The organism is Roseibium sp. M-1, from assembly GCF_054515675.1.
Genome location: NZ_CM137257.1, coordinates 2,789,758 through 2,811,631 on the forward strand (window position 1 = coordinate 2,789,758; position 21,874 = coordinate 2,811,631).

The following is a 21,874-nucleotide window of genomic DNA, read 5'->3' on the forward strand; positions in this document are numbered from 1 at the left end:
ATGACCGACATCAACATCCAGGAAGCGACTGAAACGGCGGTCACCGACTACATCCTTGCCCAGGAAACCAAGGACCAGCTGCGGTTCCTCACCTGCGGCTCCGTCGATGACGGCAAGTCGACGCTTATCGGCCGCCTGCTCTACGACACCAAGTTGATCTTCGAGGATCAGCTGGCTGCGCTCGAACGCGATTCCAAGAAGCACGGCACGGTCGGCGAAGAGATCGACCTGGCGCTGCTGGTCGACGGCCTTGAGGCGGAGCGCGAGCAGGGCATCACCATCGACGTCGCCTACCGGTTCTTCGCCACCGAAAAGCGGAAGTTCATCGTCGCCGACACGCCTGGCCACGAGCAGTACACCCGAAACATGGCGACCGGCGCTTCCACCGCCGATCTCGCCGTGCTGCTCGTCGATGCCCGCAATGGCCTGATGGTGCAGACGCGCCGCCATGCCTTCATCGCATCTCTCCTGGGCATCCGGCATGTGGTGCTGGCGATCAACAAGATCGACCTCGTGAATTTCTCGCAGGAACGCTTCGAGGAAATCCGCAAGGACTTCGAGACCTTTGCCAACGGTTTCGACTTCGAGACCCTGCAGGCGATCCCCATGTCCGCCCGCTTCGGCGACAACGTCACCATCCGCAGCGACAAGATGGCCTGGTATGCCGGTCCGACACTGCTGGAGCATCTGGAGACCGTCCAGGTCGGCGAACATGTTCTGGAGGCACCGTTCCGCTTCCCGGTTCAGTGGGTCAACCGGCCGAACCTCGATTTCCGAGGCTATTCGGGCACCATTGCCAGCGGCCGTGTCGCTGTTGGTGACGAACTGGTCGTTGCAGGTCCCGCCAAGATCTCGAAGGTGAAGACCATCGTCGGCGCCGGCGGCGAAGTGCGCGAGGCCCGTGCGGGCGAGGCGGTCACGCTGACGCTGGAAGACGAGATCGACATATCCCGCGGCGATCTGTTGTCCTCCACCGCCCACCGTCCGGACGTTGCCGACCAGTTCGCGGCCCATGTCATCTGGATGTCCGACGAGCCGCTGCTGCCGGGCCGTCCGTATCTTCTGAAGATCGGTACGCGCACCGTTACTGCGACGGTGTCAGAGATCAAACACAAGATCAACGTCAACACCTTCGAACACGTTGCCGGCAAGACGCTGACGCTGAACGAGATTGCCTTCTGCAATTTCGCCTTGTCGTCTTCGGTTCCGTTCGACCCCTATGAGGCCAACCACACCACCGGGTCCTTCATTCTCATCGACCGCATGTCGAACGCGACGGTCGGCGCCGGCATGATCTGGTTTGCGCTGCGCCGGGCGAGCAACATTCACTGGCAGGCGCTCGACGTCGACAAGAAGGCCCGGTCGGAAAAACTCGGCCAGAAACCGGCGGTGCTCTGGTTCACCGGGCTCTCCGGCTCGGGCAAGTCGACCATTGCTTCCATCGTGGAGAAGAAACTCCATATCGACGGCCGTCACACCTATACGCTCGACGGCGACAACGTCCGCCACGGCCTCAACAAGGATCTCGGATTCACCGATGCCGACCGGGTGGAGAACATCCGCCGGGTGGGCGAGGTCGCCAAGCTCTTTGTCGATGCAGGCATGATCACGCTGGTGTCGTTCATCTCGCCGTTCAGATCCGAGCGTCAACTGGCGCGCGACCTGATGGGGGAAGGTGAATTCATCGAGGTGTTTGTCGATACACCCATCGAGGAATGCCGCAAGCGCGACCCGAAGGGGCTTTATGCCAAGGCGGATCGGGGTGAGATCAAGAACTTCACCGGCATCGACAGCCCCTATGAGGCCCCGGAAAACCCGGAGCTCCATGTGCGCAATGTCGGGCGGGATCCGGAAGAGGTCGCCGAGGAAATCGTCGCCTATCTGCGCGAGCGCGGCTATTGCGGACTGCGAGCGGGACAATAGATTTAAGGGATCCCGGTAGGACGATGGTTACCCATCGGCCCTACCGGGATCCTTGGAATAAGCATTCCAATGACACATCAATCCCGGCAAAATTATCCATGGTCGTCGCTCTTGGATGTTTGGCGCTGGCTTCAGCCATGACGCCGTTCACACTTTGATTGTGAGAGACGACCGCCGCGACCTAAAAACTGGCTGCGGTGCAATAGGCCTGTTATCCCATTTTGCACCTGAAATGACTGGAATTCTGCTGACTGGGTCAGGCTTATCTCATCGACGTACATTCTTGACGATGGCAGGCTGAACATCCTACCAATTCCCTAGCAAACCTGTCCCGAGCACCGATTCTAGCAGACAGTGACAATCGACCAGGAATCTGGACATGGTGCGTTTGGCAGATTGGATTGGCTTTGGCTAGGTAACAGATTAGAGGAAAAAATGGCCAATTCTCTACTTTTTGTAGTTTATGCTTTTCAGAAGCAAGGGCGACGAATAACAATTGCAGAGCAAGTCCCTGTTAGCTCGATAGACGACGGAAAACGCCGTGCTGAGCGTTTTTTGAAACATTATGTTGGATCTGCAGTATTAGCATTGAATATTGATCATGAAAGTGGAGAAGCCAGTGACGAGCCTCGGATTGTGTTGGCTTTAGGTGTAGTCCCTCAAGAAATCGAGGAATATTCGTCTTTTTAAGATGGGACAATGATGTGCTGAAGCACACCGTGGCTGTCACGGGCTCAGCACGGAAGGCTGTCTCCAGCTCCCGGGCGGCCAGCAACAGTCTGGATGATGCCAGCCGTAAGACGCGCTGGCCGTTGGCGAGGAAGCCGTAGTGGCGGATCTGTTGATTTACACGAAGAACTGAGCCGATGGGGGCGCGCAAAATGTGGGCTACGGCATGTGACACCCGCCTCGGATCGCGCGGATCACGGATCGCCGCGGCAAGCCTATCAACCAGGTGCACGGGTAATCATCTCCAAAACCCAATGGGTTGAAAATTGGACTCCTCCGGCCTTTGATACGCTTGGAGAACGACATGAAGAAATCGAGATTTACGGAAAGCCAGATCCTGGCAATTTTGAAGCAGTGTGAGAACGGTGCGCGACGAGCGGAAGCGCCTGCCAGGTACATCACTATCGGGGCTTTTTCGACGCTGCATTCCGGCCGCTGGTAACGCTCGATGATCGCTGTCTCGAACGTCTGACGCGGAAACTTCGGCATCTTCAGCTTCACTTCACCCGATTTGGTGTGAGGGTGTTGATTTTCACCGAGAACTGACCCGGTAGAGCCTGATTTTTTCACTGAGAACTGACCCATGTTTAAACCCACCCCTGCGTGATTTCGGCGGGGGAATACGGAGTGATAGACATGCTGGCGAACGCCCGAAGCTCAACCGAAAACTGGCACGGCTTCCTAGACGACTTCGTCTCAGATCCTGATGTCATTGCACGCGTCAGGACTCAATCGCCGCGGTAGCAATCGGCCGGTTACGGGAGAGCGTTGCCGGGCGGGCGTTCCACATGGCCATTGGAAAACGACAACCTTCACCGGAGCCTTGCGCCTGAGCGGCATGACGGCGCCGATGGTGCTCGACGGTGTCATGAACGGCGCTGCTTTCCTGGCCTATGTCGAGCAGGCCCTCGTGCCTACTCTCACACCCGGCGACATCGTCGTGATGGACAACCTGCCGACCCACAAGGCGGCCGGTGTCCGGGAGGCCATTGAAAGCGCCGGTGCTGAACTGCGCTATCTGCCGCCTTACAGTCCCGACTTTAATCCGATCGAGATGGCGTTTTCGAAGCTAAAGGCGCTGTTGCGCGCCAGGGCGGAGCGCACTGTCGATGCCCTGTGGAACTCTGTTGGCGATCTCATCGCCCAGTTCAAACCACAAGAATGCGCCAACTACTTTGCGGCCGAAGGATATGAACCAACGTAAAGTGGATGGGCTCTAGTCCATTGCATCATTCAATTTGATTAGTTGCTGTTTGCTGTGTGTTCTGATTCCCTTTTCCGGTTCGAGCACCGGGAGACATGTTTTGGCAAACATCAAATATGTGGTTGAGCTCACGTTGGATGAGCGCGAGGCGCTGCTTTCGAAGATCAGGAAGGAGACACTGTCGGCGCGTGCCAATTCCAAGGCTCGCATCCTTTTGAAAGCCGACAGGGGACCGCACGGCGAAGGCTGGACGGATCGCGCAATCTGTCAAAGTCTGGAGACATCGCCGTCTACGGTCGCCCGCGTGCGCGAGGCCTTCGTGATGGAAGGGCTGGATGCGGTGTTTGCCCGCAAGCAGCGCACCCATCCGGCCATCCAGCGCATTTTCGACGGCGAGGCGGAGGCGAAGCTGATCGCGCTGGCCTGTTCGCAGCCGCCGGAAGGTCATGCGCGCTGGACCATCCGGCTCCTGGCCGAAAAGGTGGTCGAGATGAACATCGTCGAGGCTGTCCACTTCAACACCGTCGGGCGCGCGCTTAAAAAAACGAACTTAAACCTCATCGAAGCCGCTACTGGGTAATCCCGCCTAAACAGAACGCGGCCTTCGTCGCCAACATGGAGAACGTGCTGGCGATTTATCAGCGCCCTCGTGACCCGAAGCGGCCATTGGTCTGTCTGGATGAAGCGGCCAGGCAGCTGGTCAGCGCGACGCGCTTGCCGATCTCCATGACGCCAGGACACATTGCCCGGCACGACTATGAGTACAAGCGCGCAGGAACGGCCAATCTGTTCATGGCCTTTGCACCGCTCGAAGGGGTTCGATACGTCAAGGTCACGAGCCATCGCGGCAAGTCGGATTACGCGCACTTCCTCGCAGAACTCGCCGACATCCATTTTGCCGACGCCGAAAAGATCGTGCTGGTTCAGGACAATCTGAACACTCACAGCCCGGCTTCACTCTATGCCACCTTCGAACCGGTGAAGGCCAGACGCCTCGCCGAAAAGTTCGAATGGAACCATACGCCCAAACACGGATCCTGGCTCAACATGGCCGAAGCGGAACTATCGGTCCTGTCGCGACAGTGTCTGAAAGAACGTATCGCCAGTCAGGAAGACCTGGCGCGCGACGTCAACGCATGGGTCGACGCACGCAACACAAAACAATGCATTGCCGAATGGCAATTCAATAACCAGGACGCGCGCGTCAAACTCAAAAAACTATACCCGTCAGTCTGATTGATTCAGAGGACTAGAACGTTCGAGAGTGAATAGCGGCCTTCTTGAGGTCATAGATAGCCATTCTACGAGCAATCTCAGGTGTAAAAACCGTTGGTTTCCAGTCAAGTATTTTTTTCGCTTTTGTATTATCGCCACGAAGGTAAACAACATCAGATGCTCTGAAGTAACGCGGATCTACATACGCGACAAGCTTACCCGTTCGGCGATCAAAGCATTTTTCCTCTACACCTTCTCCTTCAGAGTATAGGTCAAAGCCCATTTCTCCCGCGGCGATGAAAAGAAAGTCTCGAACCGAGTATTCCGTATTCGTTGAAATGATGAAATCATCCGCTTTTTCTTGATCTAGCATCTTAATCATAGCTTCGACATATTCAGGGGCGTAACCCCAGTCTCGAACGCTGTCCATATTGCCTAGTGGCATGGCTTTCGCGTCTAATAGTTTTATATTAGCAAGCCAACTTGTGATCTTTCGCGTAACAAATTCACAGCCACGTAGCTCAGACTCATGATTAAATAATATGCCAGAAGACGCAAAAATATTGTAAGCTTGTCGATAGTTTAAAACTAGCGAATGAGCTGCAAGTTTCGAAACCGCATAAGGACTCAGAGGGTTGAACGGAGTACGCTCGGATTGTGGTTTCTCCAAGACGTCTCCAAACATCTCCGATGTTGATGCTTGATATATTTTTGTATCTAATTTCATTTGACGGGTCGCCTCAAGAATATTTAGCAGACCCTTGCAGTTTACTTCCGATGTATACCGTGGAAATTTGAAGCTGTCAGCAACAAAACTTTGCGCTGCGAGGTTAAAAATTCTTTCGGGCCTAATCTCATTTAAGACTTCTTGTACATTCGCGAATTCAGTCACCTCAAGGGTGCAAAATTTGATCTTTTCCCGAATACCAAGCTCTTTAAGACGACTTGTTTTTGAAGTACTTCCTCGACGCATGCCCCCATATACTTGGTAGCCTTGACGCAATAATAAGCCAGCAAGAAATGCACCGTCTTGACCTGAAATGCCAGTAATCAACACGTTTGTCATAGATTCACTCCAAGCCAAATTAATTCCAAGTCTGCTTTCTACCCTTTAGTAAGGGCAACCTTACAGTGAGCTCTAAAGTGCGCAAACTGAACGTGGGAATCGCAAACATGACACAATCACATGAGTATCACTACATCGAATTTATTAAAAATTTCAAGTCTGAATATTTACTCAAAAACAATATTAACTGAATTGTCACTACTAGAACACTTCCCACTTACTCGGGTTCATAGCCTGCAGCTGTGAAGTAGTTTCTCGCCTCTGCGGGTGTGACTGCGTCTATGGCTGTTGCAGTGGCCGCCCACAGATCCTCGACGGTTCTGGCGGCAGCTTTCTTCAGGAGGGCCTTGATCTTGGAAAAGGCCATCTCGATCGGTAAGCATCCTGTGATGCTTGCTGTTACCCATAAGTTCACGGTTCATGATGGGGCAGTTGCGCGATGCGGGCTCTGCTGACAAGGCCGTGCCGGTCAAGAACCGCATGAACCGTACTTTGTGCCGGAATTCGAACGTCACCGGACAGCTTGCGAACCAGGACCTCCCGGATCTTGCGTGCCCCCCAATGGGGCTTCTCCTTCCGCGTCGCGATGATCAGGTGCTCAACCTGTTCCTGTAGCTGATTGGCATAGCGCACCGGCCGACGCGACCGGTCGCAAAGCGCTTCCATCCCATCGCGCTGGTAACGGTTCCAGATCTTGTAGCCGGTCTTGCGAGAGATCCCGAACTCCCGACAAACCCCGCTCATGCCTTCTCCATCCAGCAGGCGGGCAACGAAACGAAGACGTTCCTCCACCTTGGACACCTCTTGCCACGGCATCGACACCTCCCGAAAAACGGAAAGTGTTACCTATGTGTCCGGAACGGTCTGTTACCCATCTCTCAGGTCGGGCACAATAAATTAGCATGTGGATAATTTTCCGCCTACATCGCCGGCGTCCAAGTGGCGTCCAAGCGTAGTGTAGCGCGCAACTTCGTTTGCCAAATCGCGCAACTTCATTTGGCACCCAGTTCTATGCCGGCATGGCGCTTATAGCAGGATCGATTTTGTGTTGGATTTGAAGCAGCTGTGAATGGGCTAGATATAGACACGCGATATTGGAGCTTTGTCTTAAAAAACCCGGAGAGGTCACTGTCTCTATCGAGTGCAAAGTGACCGAAATGTCTTCCACCCCATCCAGACATTGCTCTGCCACTTTCTCGGCATCTCTAACCAAGAAATGATGAACTCGGTTGGTTTGCCGCGCGGCGTTAGCAAAGGTGTAGCCGAGGTATTCGACTTGGAGGCCGCGATAGCCTGTTTCCTCTAGCAATTCGCGCTCAGCAGCAGCTTGAGGCCCGGCATCCTCTTGATCAACTATGCCACCGGGCAATCCTGGAATTACCGATGCAGCGCCGTGCCGGTATTCATTGGTCACGACAATCTTTCCGTCATGTGTGAGTGCAAGCACGCACACGCAATCCGATGCCTCTTGGATGTAAAAGGGATCGATAATCAGGCCATCCGGACGTTCACACCGATCAGCTCGTAAACGAAACCATTGGTCCGCAATCAACACTTTGCTCGAAAGGAGCTTCCAGGGCATAATCACACCGTTTCGCTTCAAAATTTTCTTCCTTATTTCGGCTTCAACGTGATCTGTCCCGCTGGCCGTCTACACACTGAGCACCTAAGCGCTCTCAGGATCGGCGTTTCGTTGATGAACACATAGTCCTCACCGAACCGCTCGATCAGCAGATCCAGGTCGAGGATATCTGCGTGACCGCAATAGCAGTGGCCACAAAGCTGGTAGCCGGCGCTCTTCAGGTCACCGAGGGTAGTGAGCGTTCTGGAGACCTTCGGTTCCATTGCTATCCAACGAGCGTTTCGATCAAGCAGAGCCCATTGCATTCACGTTCGAATTGCCATCTGAGCTACTCCCCGTCCGTTGGACAGTTTCCGGCGTAAATTAGGCTACTCTCTGCACCTGCCGATCGGGTTGGTTTTGTTCGTTGCGCTGCCAATAGAACACGGCAGGCGGCTTGCCGCCAAGGGCTGAGTGCGGGCGTTTCCGGTTATAAAAATCCATCCATTATCGGACACCGTCCCTGGTCTGTGAGCCGGTATCCCAAGCGTGCAGATAAACACACGCGTATTTGGGCGTGCGCCACAGCCGCTCGACGAAGATATTGTCGAGGAACCGTCCCTTGCCGTCCATCCATTGCCCGGCAGTGCATGTTTACATGCACGAGAGGGGAGATGCGCACGCCCATCCGCCGTAGCTGGTCCGTCCATGCAAACGACGTGAACTGTGATCCCTGGTCCGTACTCATGATTTCCAGCACGCCGAATTTGTGGATCGCTTCATTCAACGCCTCGACGCAGAAGTCGGCGTCCAGCGTACTGGAGATGCACCAGGCCAGCACCTTGCGGGTGAACCAGTCCATCCCTCTCGTGGCTTGCAAGCAAACCACTGACGGGCAGCGGATCGCGCCCAGGTAGAGGAATCCGCGGCGCATCGGCAGTGGAGTAAGAAGCGCGGTTGCGCTTCTCCTCCCCGAACCGTACGTGCACCTTTCAGCGCATACGGCTCTCCATTCAAACTTGGCCCATGGCCATGGCAACATCCTGATAGCGTGAAGTGACGGTGCTGCGGGTTTCACTCCGGAAGATGTATGGATTGCCCTCCGGATTGCGCCACCGGAATTGAGCCTTCGGGCTTGAGACAAGCCGTTGCAGGTCTTTTCCGATGGCCTCGCCTCGTTCATTGCGACCGTAAACGAGCCAGGTTTTCGCCTTGCCCGTTTCCGGGGCCCTGAACCACTTCCGCATCAAGGGTTTGATACGGCTCCGGTACTTATGCCCCAGCCAGTGCGCCATTTTCCAGAACACGACATGGTCTATGTGCCGGAAGACATACGCCCTGAAGTCGGTGAACTTGTAGAACGCCGCCCATCCCGCCAACTGGCGGTTCAGATTGGCGATCATATCGACCGTACTGACACTATGATTGCCGGAAAGGGTCTCGGTCAGTTTGCGGGCAAACGCCTTGGCCTTTTCCCTGGGTATCGTCGTGACAACGGACATGCGTCCGTTCGACCCTCGCTTGCGAATGATCCGGTGCCCCAGAAAGACGAACCCGTCATCGACGTGCGTAATATGGGTTTTCTCCATATTCAGCGTCAACTTCAGGCGGCCCTCCAGAAAGACCCGGCACTCTTCACGGATTTCCTCAGCATGAGCCTTCGTCCCCTTGACGATGACGACGAAGTCATCGGCGTAGCGGCAATAGGCAATCGCAGGTTTCCATTGCCGGTTCTCCCGAACCGTAATGGGGCGTCCCTGCTGTATGCCGAAGTTCCATGCCCAACGATCCTTTCGGGCTTTCCGGTTCAGGTATTTCGCCTCCAGCCAGACATCGAACTCATGGAGCATGATGTTGGACAGGAGCGGTGACAGGACGCCACCTTGCGGAACACCCTCGCTGGCAGCCCTGAACAGGCCACGATCAATGTGACCTGCCTTGAGAATACGCCAGAGGAGATCGACAAACCGTCCGTCCCGCACCCGCCGCCGTACGCATTTAAGAAGCAGCCGGTGATGAACCGTGTCGAAGTAGCTTGCCAGATCACCTTCGATGATCCAGCGGCCCTTCGTGCCACCGCCATCTTGAAGCTGGATCTTCACGGTGCGGACAGCATGATGCACGCTGCGTTCCGGCCGGAAGCCATAGGAGAGGCGATGGAAGTCGCTCTCCCAGATCGGCTCCATGGCCATCAGCATGGCGCGCTGGACGATGCGGTCTGTCAGGGTCGGTATACCCAGCGGTCGTAGCTTGCCCCCCGAACTGGAAAAAGGGGCTTTCGGGATATAGATCCGCTTGACCGGCTTCGGGCAATAGCTACCCTTCAGCAGGTCAGTCCGCAGATCGGTCAGATGGTGATCCAACCCGGCCTGCATCCGTTGCTTATCTATTCCGTCTATGCCTGGGGTCCGGGCGCCGCTTGACGCCAGAACAATCCGGGCCGCTTCGGCAAGCCATTCCCGGTCGGCAATGAGCCGAAGAAGACGATCGAACCGGCGGTTCGGATCGGCCTCGGCCCATGTTGCGAGCTTGTGCTGCATTTCGCTGATTATCAAAGGTCTTCACCTCGTTCGGTCAGGTAGTTTGCACTCCAAGCAGATTGAACTGTTCCCCTTCGCCATGTGGCAGGCTTTCCCCGCCGCGGACTACTACGGGAACTCCGCCAGCATGATGGACATCAGGGTCAACTCCCTTGTGACGCAGAGCATCGTGGGCATTCCATCATGCCTTCCCTCGTTCATATGCTGGACGTCTTCGTATTGGTGAGGCTGCCGGTCGCAGTCTTTTCCCTTGCGTTCCGCAAGTCGATGCCGATGCCACGGTCTGGCTGCATTCTCCCCATGGCGCCCTGCGAACGGCCTACATATACGCTCGCACTCAAAGCCGCTGACATACGTGTCCAGCGCTCCATCGACATTCCGCCTGTCAAGCCGTGTAGGCGGAGGCGACATTCCAGCCCTCAGATGCGGGTGAACCGGTTCGTGTTCCTCAACCTTCCAATACTTCAGCCTCGGGAACCATCTCGGCGTAACGGCTTCGCCTCAATCCCCTTTACCTGCGGGCTACGTCACCCTGCCAGTTGACAACAGGTCACCGCCGCTTGGGCTCATGCCCCCTTGCAGCAGGGGGTAAGGCAATCTTCCAGTCCTCCTTTCTCAATGCATTCCAGACACATGCACCCCGGACCATCCGGGACGAGGCGCACAATACGTGATGTCGGACGCCCAGACCTGGTTCGGCCGTTCCACCCTCAATCCCTTGAGCAGATATGGCCAGATCTTGTGTCCCTTGGCCGGCCTGCTTGTATTGGGTTCGTCGTCAACGATGTGCCCTCCGCTCGGTTCCGATGAAACCATCATGGCATACGAGATGCCGCTGGGTGGGGGCATCCACCGCATCAGTTCAGAAGTATGCAGCCGGCAATAACAAAGAAGATTTAAAACTACCGGCTGTGATGAACCTTTTGAAAGTCTCGAAATTTGCCAAATGTGGACTAGTCCATTGCATCATTCAATTTGATTAGTTGCTGTTTGCTGTGTGTTCTGATTCCCTTTTCCGGTTCGAGCACCGGGAGACATGTTTTGGCAAACATCAAATATGTGGTTGAGCTCACGTTGGATGAGCGCGAGGCGCTGCTTTCGAAGATCAGGAAGGAGACACTGTCGGCGCGTGCCAATTCCAAGGCTCGCATCCTTTTGAAAGCCGACAGGGGACCGCACGGCGAAGGCTGGACGGATCGCGCAATCTGTCAAAGTCTGGAGACATCGCCGTCTACGGTCGCCCGCGTGCGCGAGGCCTTCGTGATGGAAGGGCTGGATGCGGTGTTTGCCCGCAAGCAGCGCACCCATCCGGCCATCCAGCGCATTTTCGACGGCGAGGCGGAGGCGAAGCTGATCGCGCTGGCCTGTTCGCAGCCGCCGGAAGGTCATGCGCGCTGGACCATCCGGCTCCTGGCCGAAAAGGTGGTCGAGATGAACATCGTCGAGGCTGTCCACTTCAACACCGTCGGGCGCGCGCTTAAAAAAACGAACTTAAACCTCATCGAAGCCGCTACTGGGTAATCCCGCCTAAACAGAACGCGGCCTTCGTCGCCAACATGGAGAACGTGCTGGCGATTTATCAGCGCCCTCGTGACCCGAAGCGGCCATTGGTCTGTCTGGATGAAGCGGCCAGGCAGCTGGTCAGCGCGACGCGCTTGCCGATCTCCATGACGCCGGGACACATTGCCCGGCACGACTATGAGTACAAGCGCGCAGGAACGGCCAATCTGTTCATGGCCTTTGCACCGCTCGAAGGGGTTCGATACGTCAAGGTCACGAGCCATCGCGGCAAGTCGGATTACGCGCACTTCCTCGCAGAACTCGCCGACATCCATTTTGCCGACGCCGAAAAGATCGTGCTGGTTCAGGACAATCTGAACACTCACAGCCCGGCTTCACTCTATGCCACCTTCGAACCGGTGAAGGCCAGACGCCTCGCCGAAAAGTTCGAATGGAACCATACGCCCAAACACGGATCCTGGCTCAACATGGCCGAAGCGGAACTATCGGTCCTGTCGCGACAGTGTCTGAAAGAACGTATCGCCAGTCAGGAAGACCTGGCGCGCGACGTCAACGCATGGGTCGACGCACGCAACACAAAACAATGCATTGCCGAATGGCAATTCAATAACCAGGACGCGCGCGTCAAACTCAAAAAACTATACCCGTCAGTCTGATTGATTCAGAGGACTAGGTCCTGTTGACAAAGTGGATTGAACGAACCCGCTGACGCGGGATGGGTGAGGCTGTTGGCGGGAATGGCCGGTTAAAACCGCCAAAAATCAGATAATCCCGGCTAATCCCGTTTTTTGCTGACCATTCCCGATTATTAAAAACATATCTACAGGGCACCCTGATCGACTTCACTGAAACCGCGGCGCATCTGAAGGCGAACGTAATTCGGGGCAGGTTTGATCCGCCCCTATGGCGATTGAATGCCAGTGCAGCTTGTTGACGACAACACCGGTCCGGCAATCGCAACGTCAAACCGCCTGCCGCTCGACGATCCGCTGAAGCCCGCGACGGCGGGGGCAGGTCCGAGGTTTGTGCCGCGGACCTGCCGGCCGGCCTCAGGTGAAGCTGAAGTCGTCCTCGGTGATGAGGGCTGTGTTGATGCCGTTGAGGCGGACGGTTGTACCGGTGAAGTCGATCAGCGTGTCGCCGCCGTCGGCGGTGATGACGAGGTCGGCGAAGCTGCTGGCGCCGCTGGCGATAAAGATCGTGTCGCTGCCGTCCTCGAAGTCCAGCACCGTGTCGGAGCCGTGGAAGGCGGCGAAGAAGAACGTGTCGCTGTCCGACCCGCCCAGCAGAACGTCGTTGCCGGCATCGCCGCGCAGTGTGTCGGTGCCGTTGCCGCCCTTCAGCACATCGTTGCCGGCGCCGCCGCGCAGGTAATTCGCAAGGCCGTTGCCGGTCAGCGCGTCGTTGTGGGCGGACCCGAACAGGTTCTCGATGTTGGTGAGCGTGTCGCCCTCCGCATGGCCGCCCGACTGGGCGCCGCTGCCCACAAGGGTAACCGTCACCCCGACGTTGGAGGCGCGATAGTCGGCCCAGTCGGAGCCCGCGCCGCCATTAAGGATATCCGCACCGGCGCCGCCGATCAGCACGTCGTTGCCGTCGTCTCCGCGCAGCGTGTCGTCGCCGCTGCCGCTGTTCAGCGTGTCGTTGCCGGCCCCACCCCGCAGGTAGTTGTCAAGGCCGTTGCCCGACAGGACGTCGTTGTGGGAGGAGCCGAACAGGTTCTCGATGCCGCTCAGCGTGTCGCCTTCCGCGTGCCCGCCCGACTGGGCACCGCTGCCGACAAGGGCCACGTTCACCCCGGCGTTGGAGCCGCGGTAGTCGGCCCAGTCGTTGCCCGCGCCGCCGTCGAGGATATCCGCACCGGCGCCGCCGATCAGCACGTCGTTGCCATTGTCGCCGCGCAGGTGATCGTCGCCGCTACCGGTGTTCAGCGTGTCGTTGCCGTCACCGCCCCGGATGTAGTTGTCAAGGCCGTTGCCCGACAGGACGTCGTTGTGGGAGGAACCGAACAGGTTCTCGATGCCGGTCAGCGTGTCGCCCTCGGCGTGTCCGCCCGACTGGGCGCCGCTGCCGATCAGGGCCACCGTCACTCCGGCGTTGGACGAGCGGTAGTCGGCCCAGTCGTTGCCCGAGCCGCCATCGAGGATATCCGCGCCGGCGCCGCCGATCAGCACGTCGTTGCCGGCATCGCCGCGCAGCTGGTCGTCGCCACTGCCGCTGTTCAGGGTGTCGTTGCCAGCCCCGCCCCGGATGTAGTTGGCAAGGCCGTTGCCGGACAGGACGTCGTTGAAGCTGGAGCCGAACAGGTTCTCGATGCCGGTCAGCGTGTCGCCTTCCGCATGCCCGCCCGACTGCGTTCCGCCGCCCGCAAGGATCACATTCACAGCCGCGTCGGATGACCGGTAGTCGGCCCAGTCGTTGCCCGAGCCGCCGTCCAGCGCATCAGCACCCGACCCGCCATCAAGAACGTCGTTGCCATCATCCCCGAATAGAGCTTCCCTCAGGAAGCTTCCCAGTAGGATGTCGTTTCCGCTCGTCCCGACGATGTCTCTGACCGGAATATTGTCGGCGGCCAGGTCCACCAGATTCAGCATAATTGGCGGATTGCTGCTCAAGAAGGTGTCGTCCGAATCAGAGACCGCAAAGGTGCCTTCCGCTGTTCCGTCAGTCACCCAAACGGAATCTTCGTCCGGGCCGGCGCCGATTGTGAAATAGGCAAGCCCGTTGTCGGACAGATAGAATACCGGCGCGGTGCTGGACGAGCCGGTCGCGATCTCAACGAGAAGACGCGTTCCGTCGATCGTTCCGTCGGTGATGAAGATTTCCAGGCCGCTGCCGGTACTGGCGCTGAACAGCAGTTCATTGCCAAGCGCGATCGAATTGACGAAATTCCCGAAGCCCAACGGCCCGACAGCTGTTCCGGTGCCACTGAGCGCAAAGGTGCTGGCTTCAGTGCCATCCGAGACCCAGAGCTCCCCGCCGTCTCCGTTACCAGAATCCGCCACGAAAAATAGCTTGTCACCGATCGTCCTGGGAGAGGTTTGGCTGCCCTCATAAGACGTGTTGTTCCCCGGACGGATGTCCTTTACGAGATGAGTGCCCGCTGCGGTGCCGTCACTTACGTAAAGTTCGGTGTGGGTCGGGGTTGAGCCGCTGCCGCTGGTGCCGCTCCACCAGAAGAAAAATTGGTTCTCGGCAACTCCATCAAACCAGAAATAAATAGAATCTCCGCCCGTGTTCTGGCCAATATCGAGGTCACTAATCGCATTCGTCTCGGGGTCCACGCGATAGAAGTCGTTGACCAGGGACTGGTCACCCCTGAGATAGAGTTCTCCATTGAACTCGAACATGTAGTCAATGTTGAGGTTGTTACCGGACCCCTGGCGGTCATAGATCACCGAGTAGGATCCATCTTGTTCGATGCGGAACAAGTCGCCGCTGTCGTAGCTCAGGGCGTAGAGGCTGTTTCCGACGATCAATGCCTGGGAAATCCGTTCCGGCACAAGTACTGAAGGAGCATCGCTGCCATTGGTCATCAGCAGGGAGCGGGGTGGAAGGGACGCGGAAACGCTGGTCGTCGAAGCGAAAAAGACTGTCTGTGATCCGAAGATGCCGAATGAGTGCGGGTCAACTATTTCATTGCCGTTCTCATCGTTGAGCAGGAGGGTTGTGCCAGAGCCAGCGCTGAAAACCAGCCCGTCTTTGGTTCCGTTGGTGTCCTTGGCCCGAAACACGAAGCCGTCGCCGGCTTGAGAAAACCCGTTGGAGATCCCCACGTTGTCCGTGTCGAGATCGGATATCTTGTAAGTATAGTCCGCATCTACGACATAGCCATAGATTGCGACCCCCTCAGACCCCCAGCCGCGGTAAACTAATACATCAACCATCAAATAATTCCCAAATCAAGCCTTTTATTTTTTAATTATAATTTGGTTTCTGAATAAAATTTCTTTCTATTTTCTTCTACTAAATATAATTCGTCGCATTTGACATGCCGACTTTTTCAGAAAATCATAGCTTTAACGAGGCATCAAGGAAAAATAAGCGTTTTCAGGTGCGCATCGGCATCCTGAGAAAGCTTTTGTTCTTTCGTGGTTAAGGACAGCTCCGTCGGAAGAGCTGCCGAAATCGATACATTAACGCGTTGCTCGTCACGCAAACTGAAAGTCGCCTGAATCGATCAGTGCGGTGTTGATGTCGTTGAGGCGGACGGTTGTACCGGTGAAGTCGATCAGCGTGTCGCCGCCGTCGGCGGTGATGACGAGGTCGGCGAAGCTGCTGGCGCCGCTGGCGATAAAGATCGTGTCGCTGCCGTCCTCGAAGTCCAGCACCGTGTCGGAGCCGTGGAAGGCGGCGAAGAAGAACGTGTCGCTGTCCGACCCGCCCAGCAGAACGTCGTTGCCGGCATCGCCGCGCAGTGTGTCGGTGCCGTTGCCGCCCTTCAGCACATCGTTGCCGGCGCCGCCGCGCAGGTAATTCGCAAGGCCGTTGCCGGTCAGCGCGTCGTTGTGGGCGGACCCGAACAGGTTCTCGATGTTGGTGAGCGTGTCGCCCTCCGCATGGCCGCCCGACTGGGCGCCGCTGCCCACAAGGGTAACCGTCACCCCGACGTTGGAGGCGCGATAGTCGGCCCAGTCGGAGCCCGCGCCGCCATTAAGGATATCCGCACCGGCGCCGCCGATCAGCACGTCGTTGCCGTCGTCTCCGCGCAGCGTGTCGTCGCCGCTGCCGCTGTTCAGCGTGTCGTTGCCGGCCCCGCCCCGCAGGTAGTTGTCAAGGCCGTTGCCCGACAGGATGTCGTTGTGGGAGGAACCGAACAGGTTCTCGATGCCGCTCAGTGTGTCGCCTTCCGCGTGCCCGCCCGACTGGGCGCCGCTGCCCACAAGGGCCACGTTCACCCCGGCGTTGGAGCCGCGGTAGTCGGCCCAGTCGTTGCCCGAGCCGCCGTCGAGGATGTCCGCGCCGGCGCCGCCGATCAGCACGTCGTTGCCATTGTCGCCGCGCAGGTGATCGTCGCCGCTACCGGTGTTCAGCGTGTCGTTGCCGTCGCCGCCCCGGATGTAGTTGTCAAGGCCGTTGCCCGACAGGACGTCATTGTGGGAGGAACCGAACAGGTTCTCGATGCCGGTGAGCGTGTCGCCTTCCGCGTGGCCGCCCGACTGGGCGCCGCTGCCGACAAGGGCCACCGTCACTCCGGCGTTGGACGAGCGGTAGTCGGCCCAGTCGTTGCCCGAGCCGCCATCGAGGATATCCGCGCCGGCGCCGCCGATCAGCACGTCGTTGCCGGCATCGCCGCGCAGCTGATCGTCGCCGCTGCCGCTGTTCAGGGTGTCGTTGCCAGCCCCGCCCCGGATGTAGTTGGCAAGGCCGCTGCCGGACAGGACGTCGTTGAAGTTGGAGCCGAACAGGTTCTCGATGCCGGTGAGCGTGTCGCCTTCCGCATGACCGCCCGACTGGGCGCCACTGCCGACCAAGGCTACGACCACCGCGGCACTGGAACCGCGATAGTCGGCCCAGTCGTTGCCCGAGCCGCCGTCGAGGATGTCCGCGCCGGCGCCGCCGACCAGTACGTCGTTGCCATCGTCGCCGCGTAGCTGGTCGTCGCCGCCGCCGCTGTTCAACGTGTCGTTGCCGGCGCCGCCCCGGATATAGTTGGCAAGGCCGTTGCCCGACAAGACGTCGTTGAAGTTGGAGCCGAACAGGTTCTCGATGCCGGTGAGCGTGTCGCCTTGCGCATGCCCGCCGGACTGCGTTCCGCCGCCGGCAAGGGCCACCGTCACGCCGGCGTTGGAGCCGCGATAGTCGGCCCAATCGCTTCCCGATCCGCCGTCGAGGACGTCCGCGCCGGCACCACCGATCAGCACATCGTTGCCGGCGCCGCCGTCCAGCTGATCGTCGTCGCCGCCGCTGTTCAGCGTGTCGTTGCCGTTTTCGCCCCTGAGGTGGTTGGCAAGGCCGTTGCCCGACAGGACGTCGTTGTGAGCAGAACCAAACAGGTTCTCGATACCAGAAAGCGTGTCGCCTTGCGCATGCCCGCCGGACTGCGTTCCGCTGCCGGCAAGGGCCACCGTCACCCCGGCGTTAGACGAGCGGTAGTCGGCCCAGTCATTGCCCGGGCCACCGTTGAGTACATCCGCGCCTGCGCCGCCGCGCAGTTGGTCGTCGCCGGCATTACCACTCAGTTGGTCATCGCCGCTGCCGCCGTCCAGCGTGTCGTTGCCGTCATTACCGCGTAGAATGTCATTGCCGGAATATCCAAGCAGCTCGTTGGCGGCCGCATTGCCGAGTATGGTATCATTTCCGGACCCGCCCCACGCAGCTTCGATGAGCGACCGGGCGTCGTTGTTGAACTGATATGCGTTGGCAATGTTGCCACGGGCAAAGATAGTGGTTCCGAGACGCGCAAGCTGACCCGAATTGAACGTGCTCCATGCGCCCGGAGCAAGGTTGATCGACATATTGCTGCTGTAGTTTCTGAAGTCATAGACATCGAAGCCGTTTCCATCCCATATGGTCAGGAATACCTTGCCGTCCTTGGACGCGATAGATTGTGAGTTCCCGTCGGTGGTATCGGTCGTCGTCATCTGCCCATTGGCATTGAAACTGTAGACCGTGTTGCCAGGATTTGATCCCGCTCCGAAGTTCGCCCCATAAAGATACTGGAGGGCTGCCACGTCGTTGAGCATATATGTCCACGGGTAGTCGACTTGGCTTAGTGGAATGTCTTCGGCTTCGGTTCTGTCAGCCTGTACGTCTCCAATCCAGACCGCGTAGGTCATGACGGAGAACTCCTGCCCGTTCTCGTCTAGCGGCAAATCAGGCGCCTTGGCCACCTCAACGGGATCGGCAAATCGATTTCCGAACTGATCGAACTGGATGTTTGTCATGTTGTAAATCGGCTGCGGAGAATAGTTTCCGTTGCCGTCAAAAACTCTGTGTCCGTGCTTGAGACCCAGCGCGTGGCCGAACTCATGCAGTAGGCCGGCCGCATTCGCGAAGCTTCCAGGAATCGGCTGCGAATAAGCATTCGCGATGTACCAAGTATCGCCGGTGGCCCGCCAGTTCATCTGAAACGGATCGGGGACAGCAGCTTCTGCCGATCGCCCTCCTCCCGGGCCATGTGGATTGTAAGGCTGCCCGATCGGAGAGTTTCCAATGCCGTAGTCGATCGTCTCCGCGATCGCGAACCGGAACACAACGGGAGCGTCCTGACCCAGCGACGAGTTTTCGCGAAAGGTCACAGGCATGAAAGTTTCAATGTTTTTTACTGCCTGAACAATTTGACTTTGCTGCAGGCTGTTGAAGGCCTCAAAGCCTGAAACCGATTCATAGGCCGCACCGAAGTATTGTCCTTCCGGGGTAAATGGCCCCGGCTGAACATACTCGTTCGGGCTGGTTGGAAAAGAATATCCCCAATTGGTAGCACCCCAATGCCATCCCCACAAAATGCCATCAATGCTCTGATTTCCGGACGGTGACGTCTGGGCAAGGTTGTTTGGAATGAAAAAAGGCATGTCGCACTCCAGTCGCGTGATCAAAAATCCAAAAATTTACCTTAGGTAATAATACTTTGGAAATTTAAGATTTTAAAGAGATGCATTTCAAGCGTCCTGTGGCCAGCCGCTCGACGAAGCGCTGAAGTGCGCGCCGCCGGGCGCGGGCCCGCGGCGGGTGCCGCGGACCTGTCTGGCGGCCTCAGGTGAAGATGAAGTCTCCTGCATCGATCAGCGCGGTGTTGATGCCGTTGAGGCGGATGGTTGTTCCTGTGAAGTCGATCAGGGTGTCGCCGCCGTCGGCGGTGATGGCGAGAGCGGCGAAGCTATTGGCGCCGCTTGCGATGAAGAACCTGTCGCTGCCGTTCTGGAAATCCAGCACCGTGTCGGAGCCGTGGAAGGCGGCGAAGAAGAAGATGTCGCCGCCGGCCCCGCCCAGCAGCACGTCGTTGCCGGCATCGCCGCGCAGCGTGTCGGCCCCGTTGCCGCCCTTCAGCACATCGTTGCCGGCCCCGCCCCGCAGGCTGTTGTCAAGGCCGTTGCCCGTGATGGCATCATTGAAATTGGAGCCGAAGACATTCTCGATGTTGGTGAGCGTGTCGCCCTCCGCATGGCCACCCGACTGGGCGCCGATGCCGGCCAGGACCACGGTGACCGCGGCGTTCGAGGTGCGGTAGTCGGCCCAGTCGGCGCCGGTGCTGCCGTCCAGGACGTCGGCCCCCGCGCCGCCGATCAGGATGTCGTTGCCGTTCTCGCCCCTGAGCGTGTTCACAAGGCTGTTGCCGGTGAGGGTGTCGCCCTCGGCGTGGCCGCCCGAGGGCGCGGTGCTTCCGGCAAGGGCCACCGTCACCCCGGCGTTGGAGCCGCGATAGTCGGCCCAGTCGGTTCCCTCGCCCCCGTCCAGGGTGTCCGAACCGGCGCCGCCGCTCAGCACATCGTTGCCGTCGCCCCCGCTCAGCGTGACGGTGCCGCTGTCACCGTAGAGCTTGTCCTCGCCGTCCTCGCCATCCAGCGTATCGTCGCCAGTACCGCCGAAGAGCTGATCCCGCCCCTCCAGGCCGTTCAGCGTGTCGGCGCCGTCGCCGCCGAACATGTCGTCGTTGTTGCGGCTGCCGAAGAGGGTGTTGTCGCCGCCGTCGCCGAAGATGTTGCCGTCGCGCGGGTCGATGATCTGCACGCGCACGTCAGTGGTGAGATCGGCGCCGAAGAGGGAATAGGAGACGACGATGCGGCCGTCCTCCAGCACGTCAGCCTCCACGGCGTCAAAGCCGGTTTCTCCAAGAACGCCATGACCGGTGACCTGGAACTCCTGGCCAAGCCTGTTGCCGAGGTTGTCGAAGAACTGACCCCTGAAGTCGTCGCCAGCGACTGACATGTAAAACACCGCGAAGCCGTCGGATTTGAGCGGCACGGCGACCGGATCGAACTGGAAGGAAGTCACGTTGCCGTTGACGAGGAAGGGCGCGGCACTGAAGGCGCTGCCATCGGGCGCGTAGATCCGGCCCCAGACGTAAGAGCCGGAGCCTGGAAAGGCGGAGTTGTCATCGCTCCAGGTGATGAGGAAGCCGCCGTTTTCCAGCGCCAGCACATGGGGCTTGCCATGGGTATTACTGGCCGCATCGCTGCCGGCGACGGTCACGACGGTGTCGCTGAGGGTTACCGCCGCGCGGGTATCGGTAACGATGCGGAATTCGATATTCGCGCCCTCGCGCCAGGCGAGGACAACGTTGCCGTTGGCGATCTGGGCGCCGGCCGGATCGGTCTGGGTACCGGTGATGTCCGTCTGGGCGGTGGAAAGACTGTTGGTAACGTACGCATTGCCGCTGAGGATGTTGTTGAAGACGTCGATCTCGTTGTCCGTCCCGCTGTCGGCTTCCATGATCCAGTATTCGTCACCGACCATGAAGCCGTCGAGATGGGTATTCGCCTCGGTGCCAAGGGGATAGCTGAGAAAGGACGACGCGTTCGATGCATCCGTGTTGAAGGTGAACATGGCCCCGCCGCCACCGGCCACGTGGGCGGCGGCGATCGCCCAGCCGCCGACCGGCAGGGCGGTGACGACCGGATTGGCGAGATCGTTGCTGGGATCCTCGATGGCGACCAGTTCGTCCGTCGCCGCGCTGCCGTCGGCGTTGAAGACGCGCTGCATGATGTGGCTCGTGCCGGTGGAATCGTCCCTCCAGACGACGAAGCGGCCGTCGGCGAGAACGGCGATATCAGCGCTGGCTTGGTCGCCGGTGGTGGTTGTGTTGACGTCGATGGGTCCGTTCCAGAGCTGGACTGGCATGGATAATTCCTTTCAAAAGGCAATAACTTGAATAGCGCGGCGGAGATGCCGTTAGGATTCCGTTAGGGAATGTACAGAAGCGCCCGGAAAACTGCCATTTCTTCCGCGCGAACAATAGTCGCGGAGGGGGTGAAGTATTGTGGCAGGCCTGACGTCTATGGTCAGCATCTCAAAACAGCAGGATCTTCAAATCCTCAAGCTCAAAATAGCGGCTCATATGACGATGAGCCATTTTACAAATATCACAATATCAAAATTCTAATAAAAATAGATGGTATATTTTAATAAACAAAATATATAATGAGTTGTTCAATTTAAATACTTAAACTTTATTT

At 58.1% G+C, this 21,874-nt stretch carries 12 protein-coding genes and 4 pseudogenes; 5 read left to right on the plus strand and 11 right to left on the minus strand.

Features of this window, described 5'->3' with window-relative positions; genetic code table 11:
- Complete coding sequence (cysN, locus tag ACX3M4_RS12510; RefSeq protein ID WP_459358906.1) at positions 1–1,923, plus strand: sulfate adenylyltransferase subunit CysN; 1,923 nt, start codon at positions 1–3, stop codon at positions 1,921–1,923.
- Between the two features lie 435 nt (positions 1,924–2,358).
- Positions 2,359–2,613: a hypothetical protein gene (locus ACX3M4_RS12515; RefSeq protein WP_459359528.1), complete on the plus strand. Its 255-nt coding sequence runs from the start codon at positions 2,359–2,361 to the stop codon at positions 2,611–2,613.
- Positions 2,614–3,021: 408 nt separating this feature from the next.
- Here ACX3M4_RS12515 and ACX3M4_RS12520 read toward each other — a convergent pair.
- Positions 3,022–3,168: pseudogene (locus ACX3M4_RS12520) on the minus strand (transposase); the annotation flags it as partial.
- Positions 3,169–3,406: 238 nt separating this feature from the next.
- On the opposite strand from ACX3M4_RS12520, the pseudogene ACX3M4_RS12525 reads away from it, so the two are divergent.
- A pseudogene (locus ACX3M4_RS12525) lies at positions 3,407–3,856 on the plus strand (IS630 family transposase); the annotation flags it as partial.
- A 109-nt stretch (positions 3,857–3,965) separates the two neighbouring features.
- Positions 3,966–5,092, plus strand: a protein-coding gene (locus ACX3M4_RS12530; RefSeq protein ID WP_459359420.1) for an IS630 family transposase whose coding sequence is annotated in 2 segments (ribosomal slippage) — positions 3,966–4,395 and positions 4,395–5,092 — 1,128 coding nt in all. Because the reading frame shifts where the segments join, the coding sequence is not laid out codon by codon here.
- A 13-nt stretch (positions 5,093–5,105) separates the two neighbouring features.
- Here the strand turns inward: ACX3M4_RS12530 and ACX3M4_RS12535 are convergent.
- The 7 genes and pseudogenes from ACX3M4_RS12535 to ltrA form a co-directional block, all read right to left on the minus strand.
- On the minus strand, positions 5,106–6,137 hold the full coding sequence (locus tag ACX3M4_RS12535; protein ID WP_459358907.1) for a GDP-mannose 4,6-dehydratase: 1,032 nt from the start codon (positions 6,135–6,137) through the stop codon (positions 5,106–5,108).
- Positions 6,138–6,354: 217 nt separating this feature from the next.
- Positions 6,355–6,513, minus strand: a pseudogene (locus ACX3M4_RS12540) (IS630 family transposase); the annotation flags it as partial.
- 65 nt (positions 6,514–6,578) lie between these two features.
- A pseudogene (locus ACX3M4_RS12545) lies at positions 6,579–6,953 on the minus strand (helix-turn-helix domain-containing protein); the annotation flags it as partial.
- 193 nt (positions 6,954–7,146) lie between these two features.
- Positions 7,147–7,740: an NUDIX hydrolase gene (locus ACX3M4_RS12550; RefSeq protein ID WP_459358908.1), complete on the minus strand. Its 594-nt coding sequence runs from the start codon at positions 7,738–7,740 to the stop codon at positions 7,147–7,149.
- A gap of 11 nt (positions 7,741–7,751) precedes the next feature.
- Complete coding sequence (locus tag ACX3M4_RS12555) at positions 7,752–7,982, minus strand: hypothetical protein (protein ID WP_459358909.1); 231 nt, start codon at positions 7,980–7,982, stop codon at positions 7,752–7,754.
- 206 nt (positions 7,983–8,188) lie between these two features.
- A complete protein-coding gene (locus tag ACX3M4_RS12560) occupies positions 8,189–8,560 on the minus strand; it encodes a DDE-type integrase/transposase/recombinase (RefSeq protein ID WP_459358910.1) in 372 nt (123 codons plus the stop codon).
- Between the two features lie 151 nt (positions 8,561–8,711).
- Positions 8,712–10,253, minus strand: coding sequence for a group II intron reverse transcriptase/maturase (ltrA, locus tag ACX3M4_RS12565; protein WP_459358904.1), 1,542 nt, complete (start codon positions 10,251–10,253; stop codon positions 8,712–8,714).
- A 1,035-nt stretch (positions 10,254–11,288) separates the two neighbouring features.
- Here ltrA and ACX3M4_RS12570 point away from each other — a divergent pair.
- Positions 11,289–12,415 (plus strand): IS630 family transposase gene (locus ACX3M4_RS12570; RefSeq protein ID WP_459359420.1). Its coding sequence is split into 2 segments (ribosomal slippage): positions 11,289–11,718 and positions 11,718–12,415, totalling 1,128 coding nucleotides; the frame shifts between segments, so codons are not numbered across the junction.
- Between the two features lie 393 nt (positions 12,416–12,808).
- On the opposite strand, the gene ACX3M4_RS12575 is transcribed toward ACX3M4_RS12570, so the two are convergent.
- From ACX3M4_RS12575 to ACX3M4_RS12585, 3 genes are all read right to left on the minus strand, one after another.
- Entirely contained in the window at positions 12,809–15,646 is a 2,838-nt protein-coding gene (locus tag ACX3M4_RS12575; RefSeq protein WP_459358911.1) for a LysM peptidoglycan-binding domain-containing protein, read from the minus strand.
- 264 nt (positions 15,647–15,910) lie between these two features.
- The gene (locus ACX3M4_RS12580) at positions 15,911–19,006 is read right to left on the minus strand and encodes a LysM peptidoglycan-binding domain-containing protein (protein WP_459358912.1); all 3,096 of its coding nucleotides are present in this window, start codon (positions 19,004–19,006) and stop codon (positions 15,911–15,913) included.
- A gap of 448 nt (positions 19,007–19,454) precedes the next feature.
- Positions 19,455–21,539, minus strand: coding sequence for a calcium-binding protein (locus tag ACX3M4_RS12585; RefSeq protein ID WP_459358913.1), 2,085 nt, complete (start codon positions 21,537–21,539; stop codon positions 19,455–19,457).
- Between the last annotated feature and the right edge of the window lie 335 nt (positions 21,540–21,874).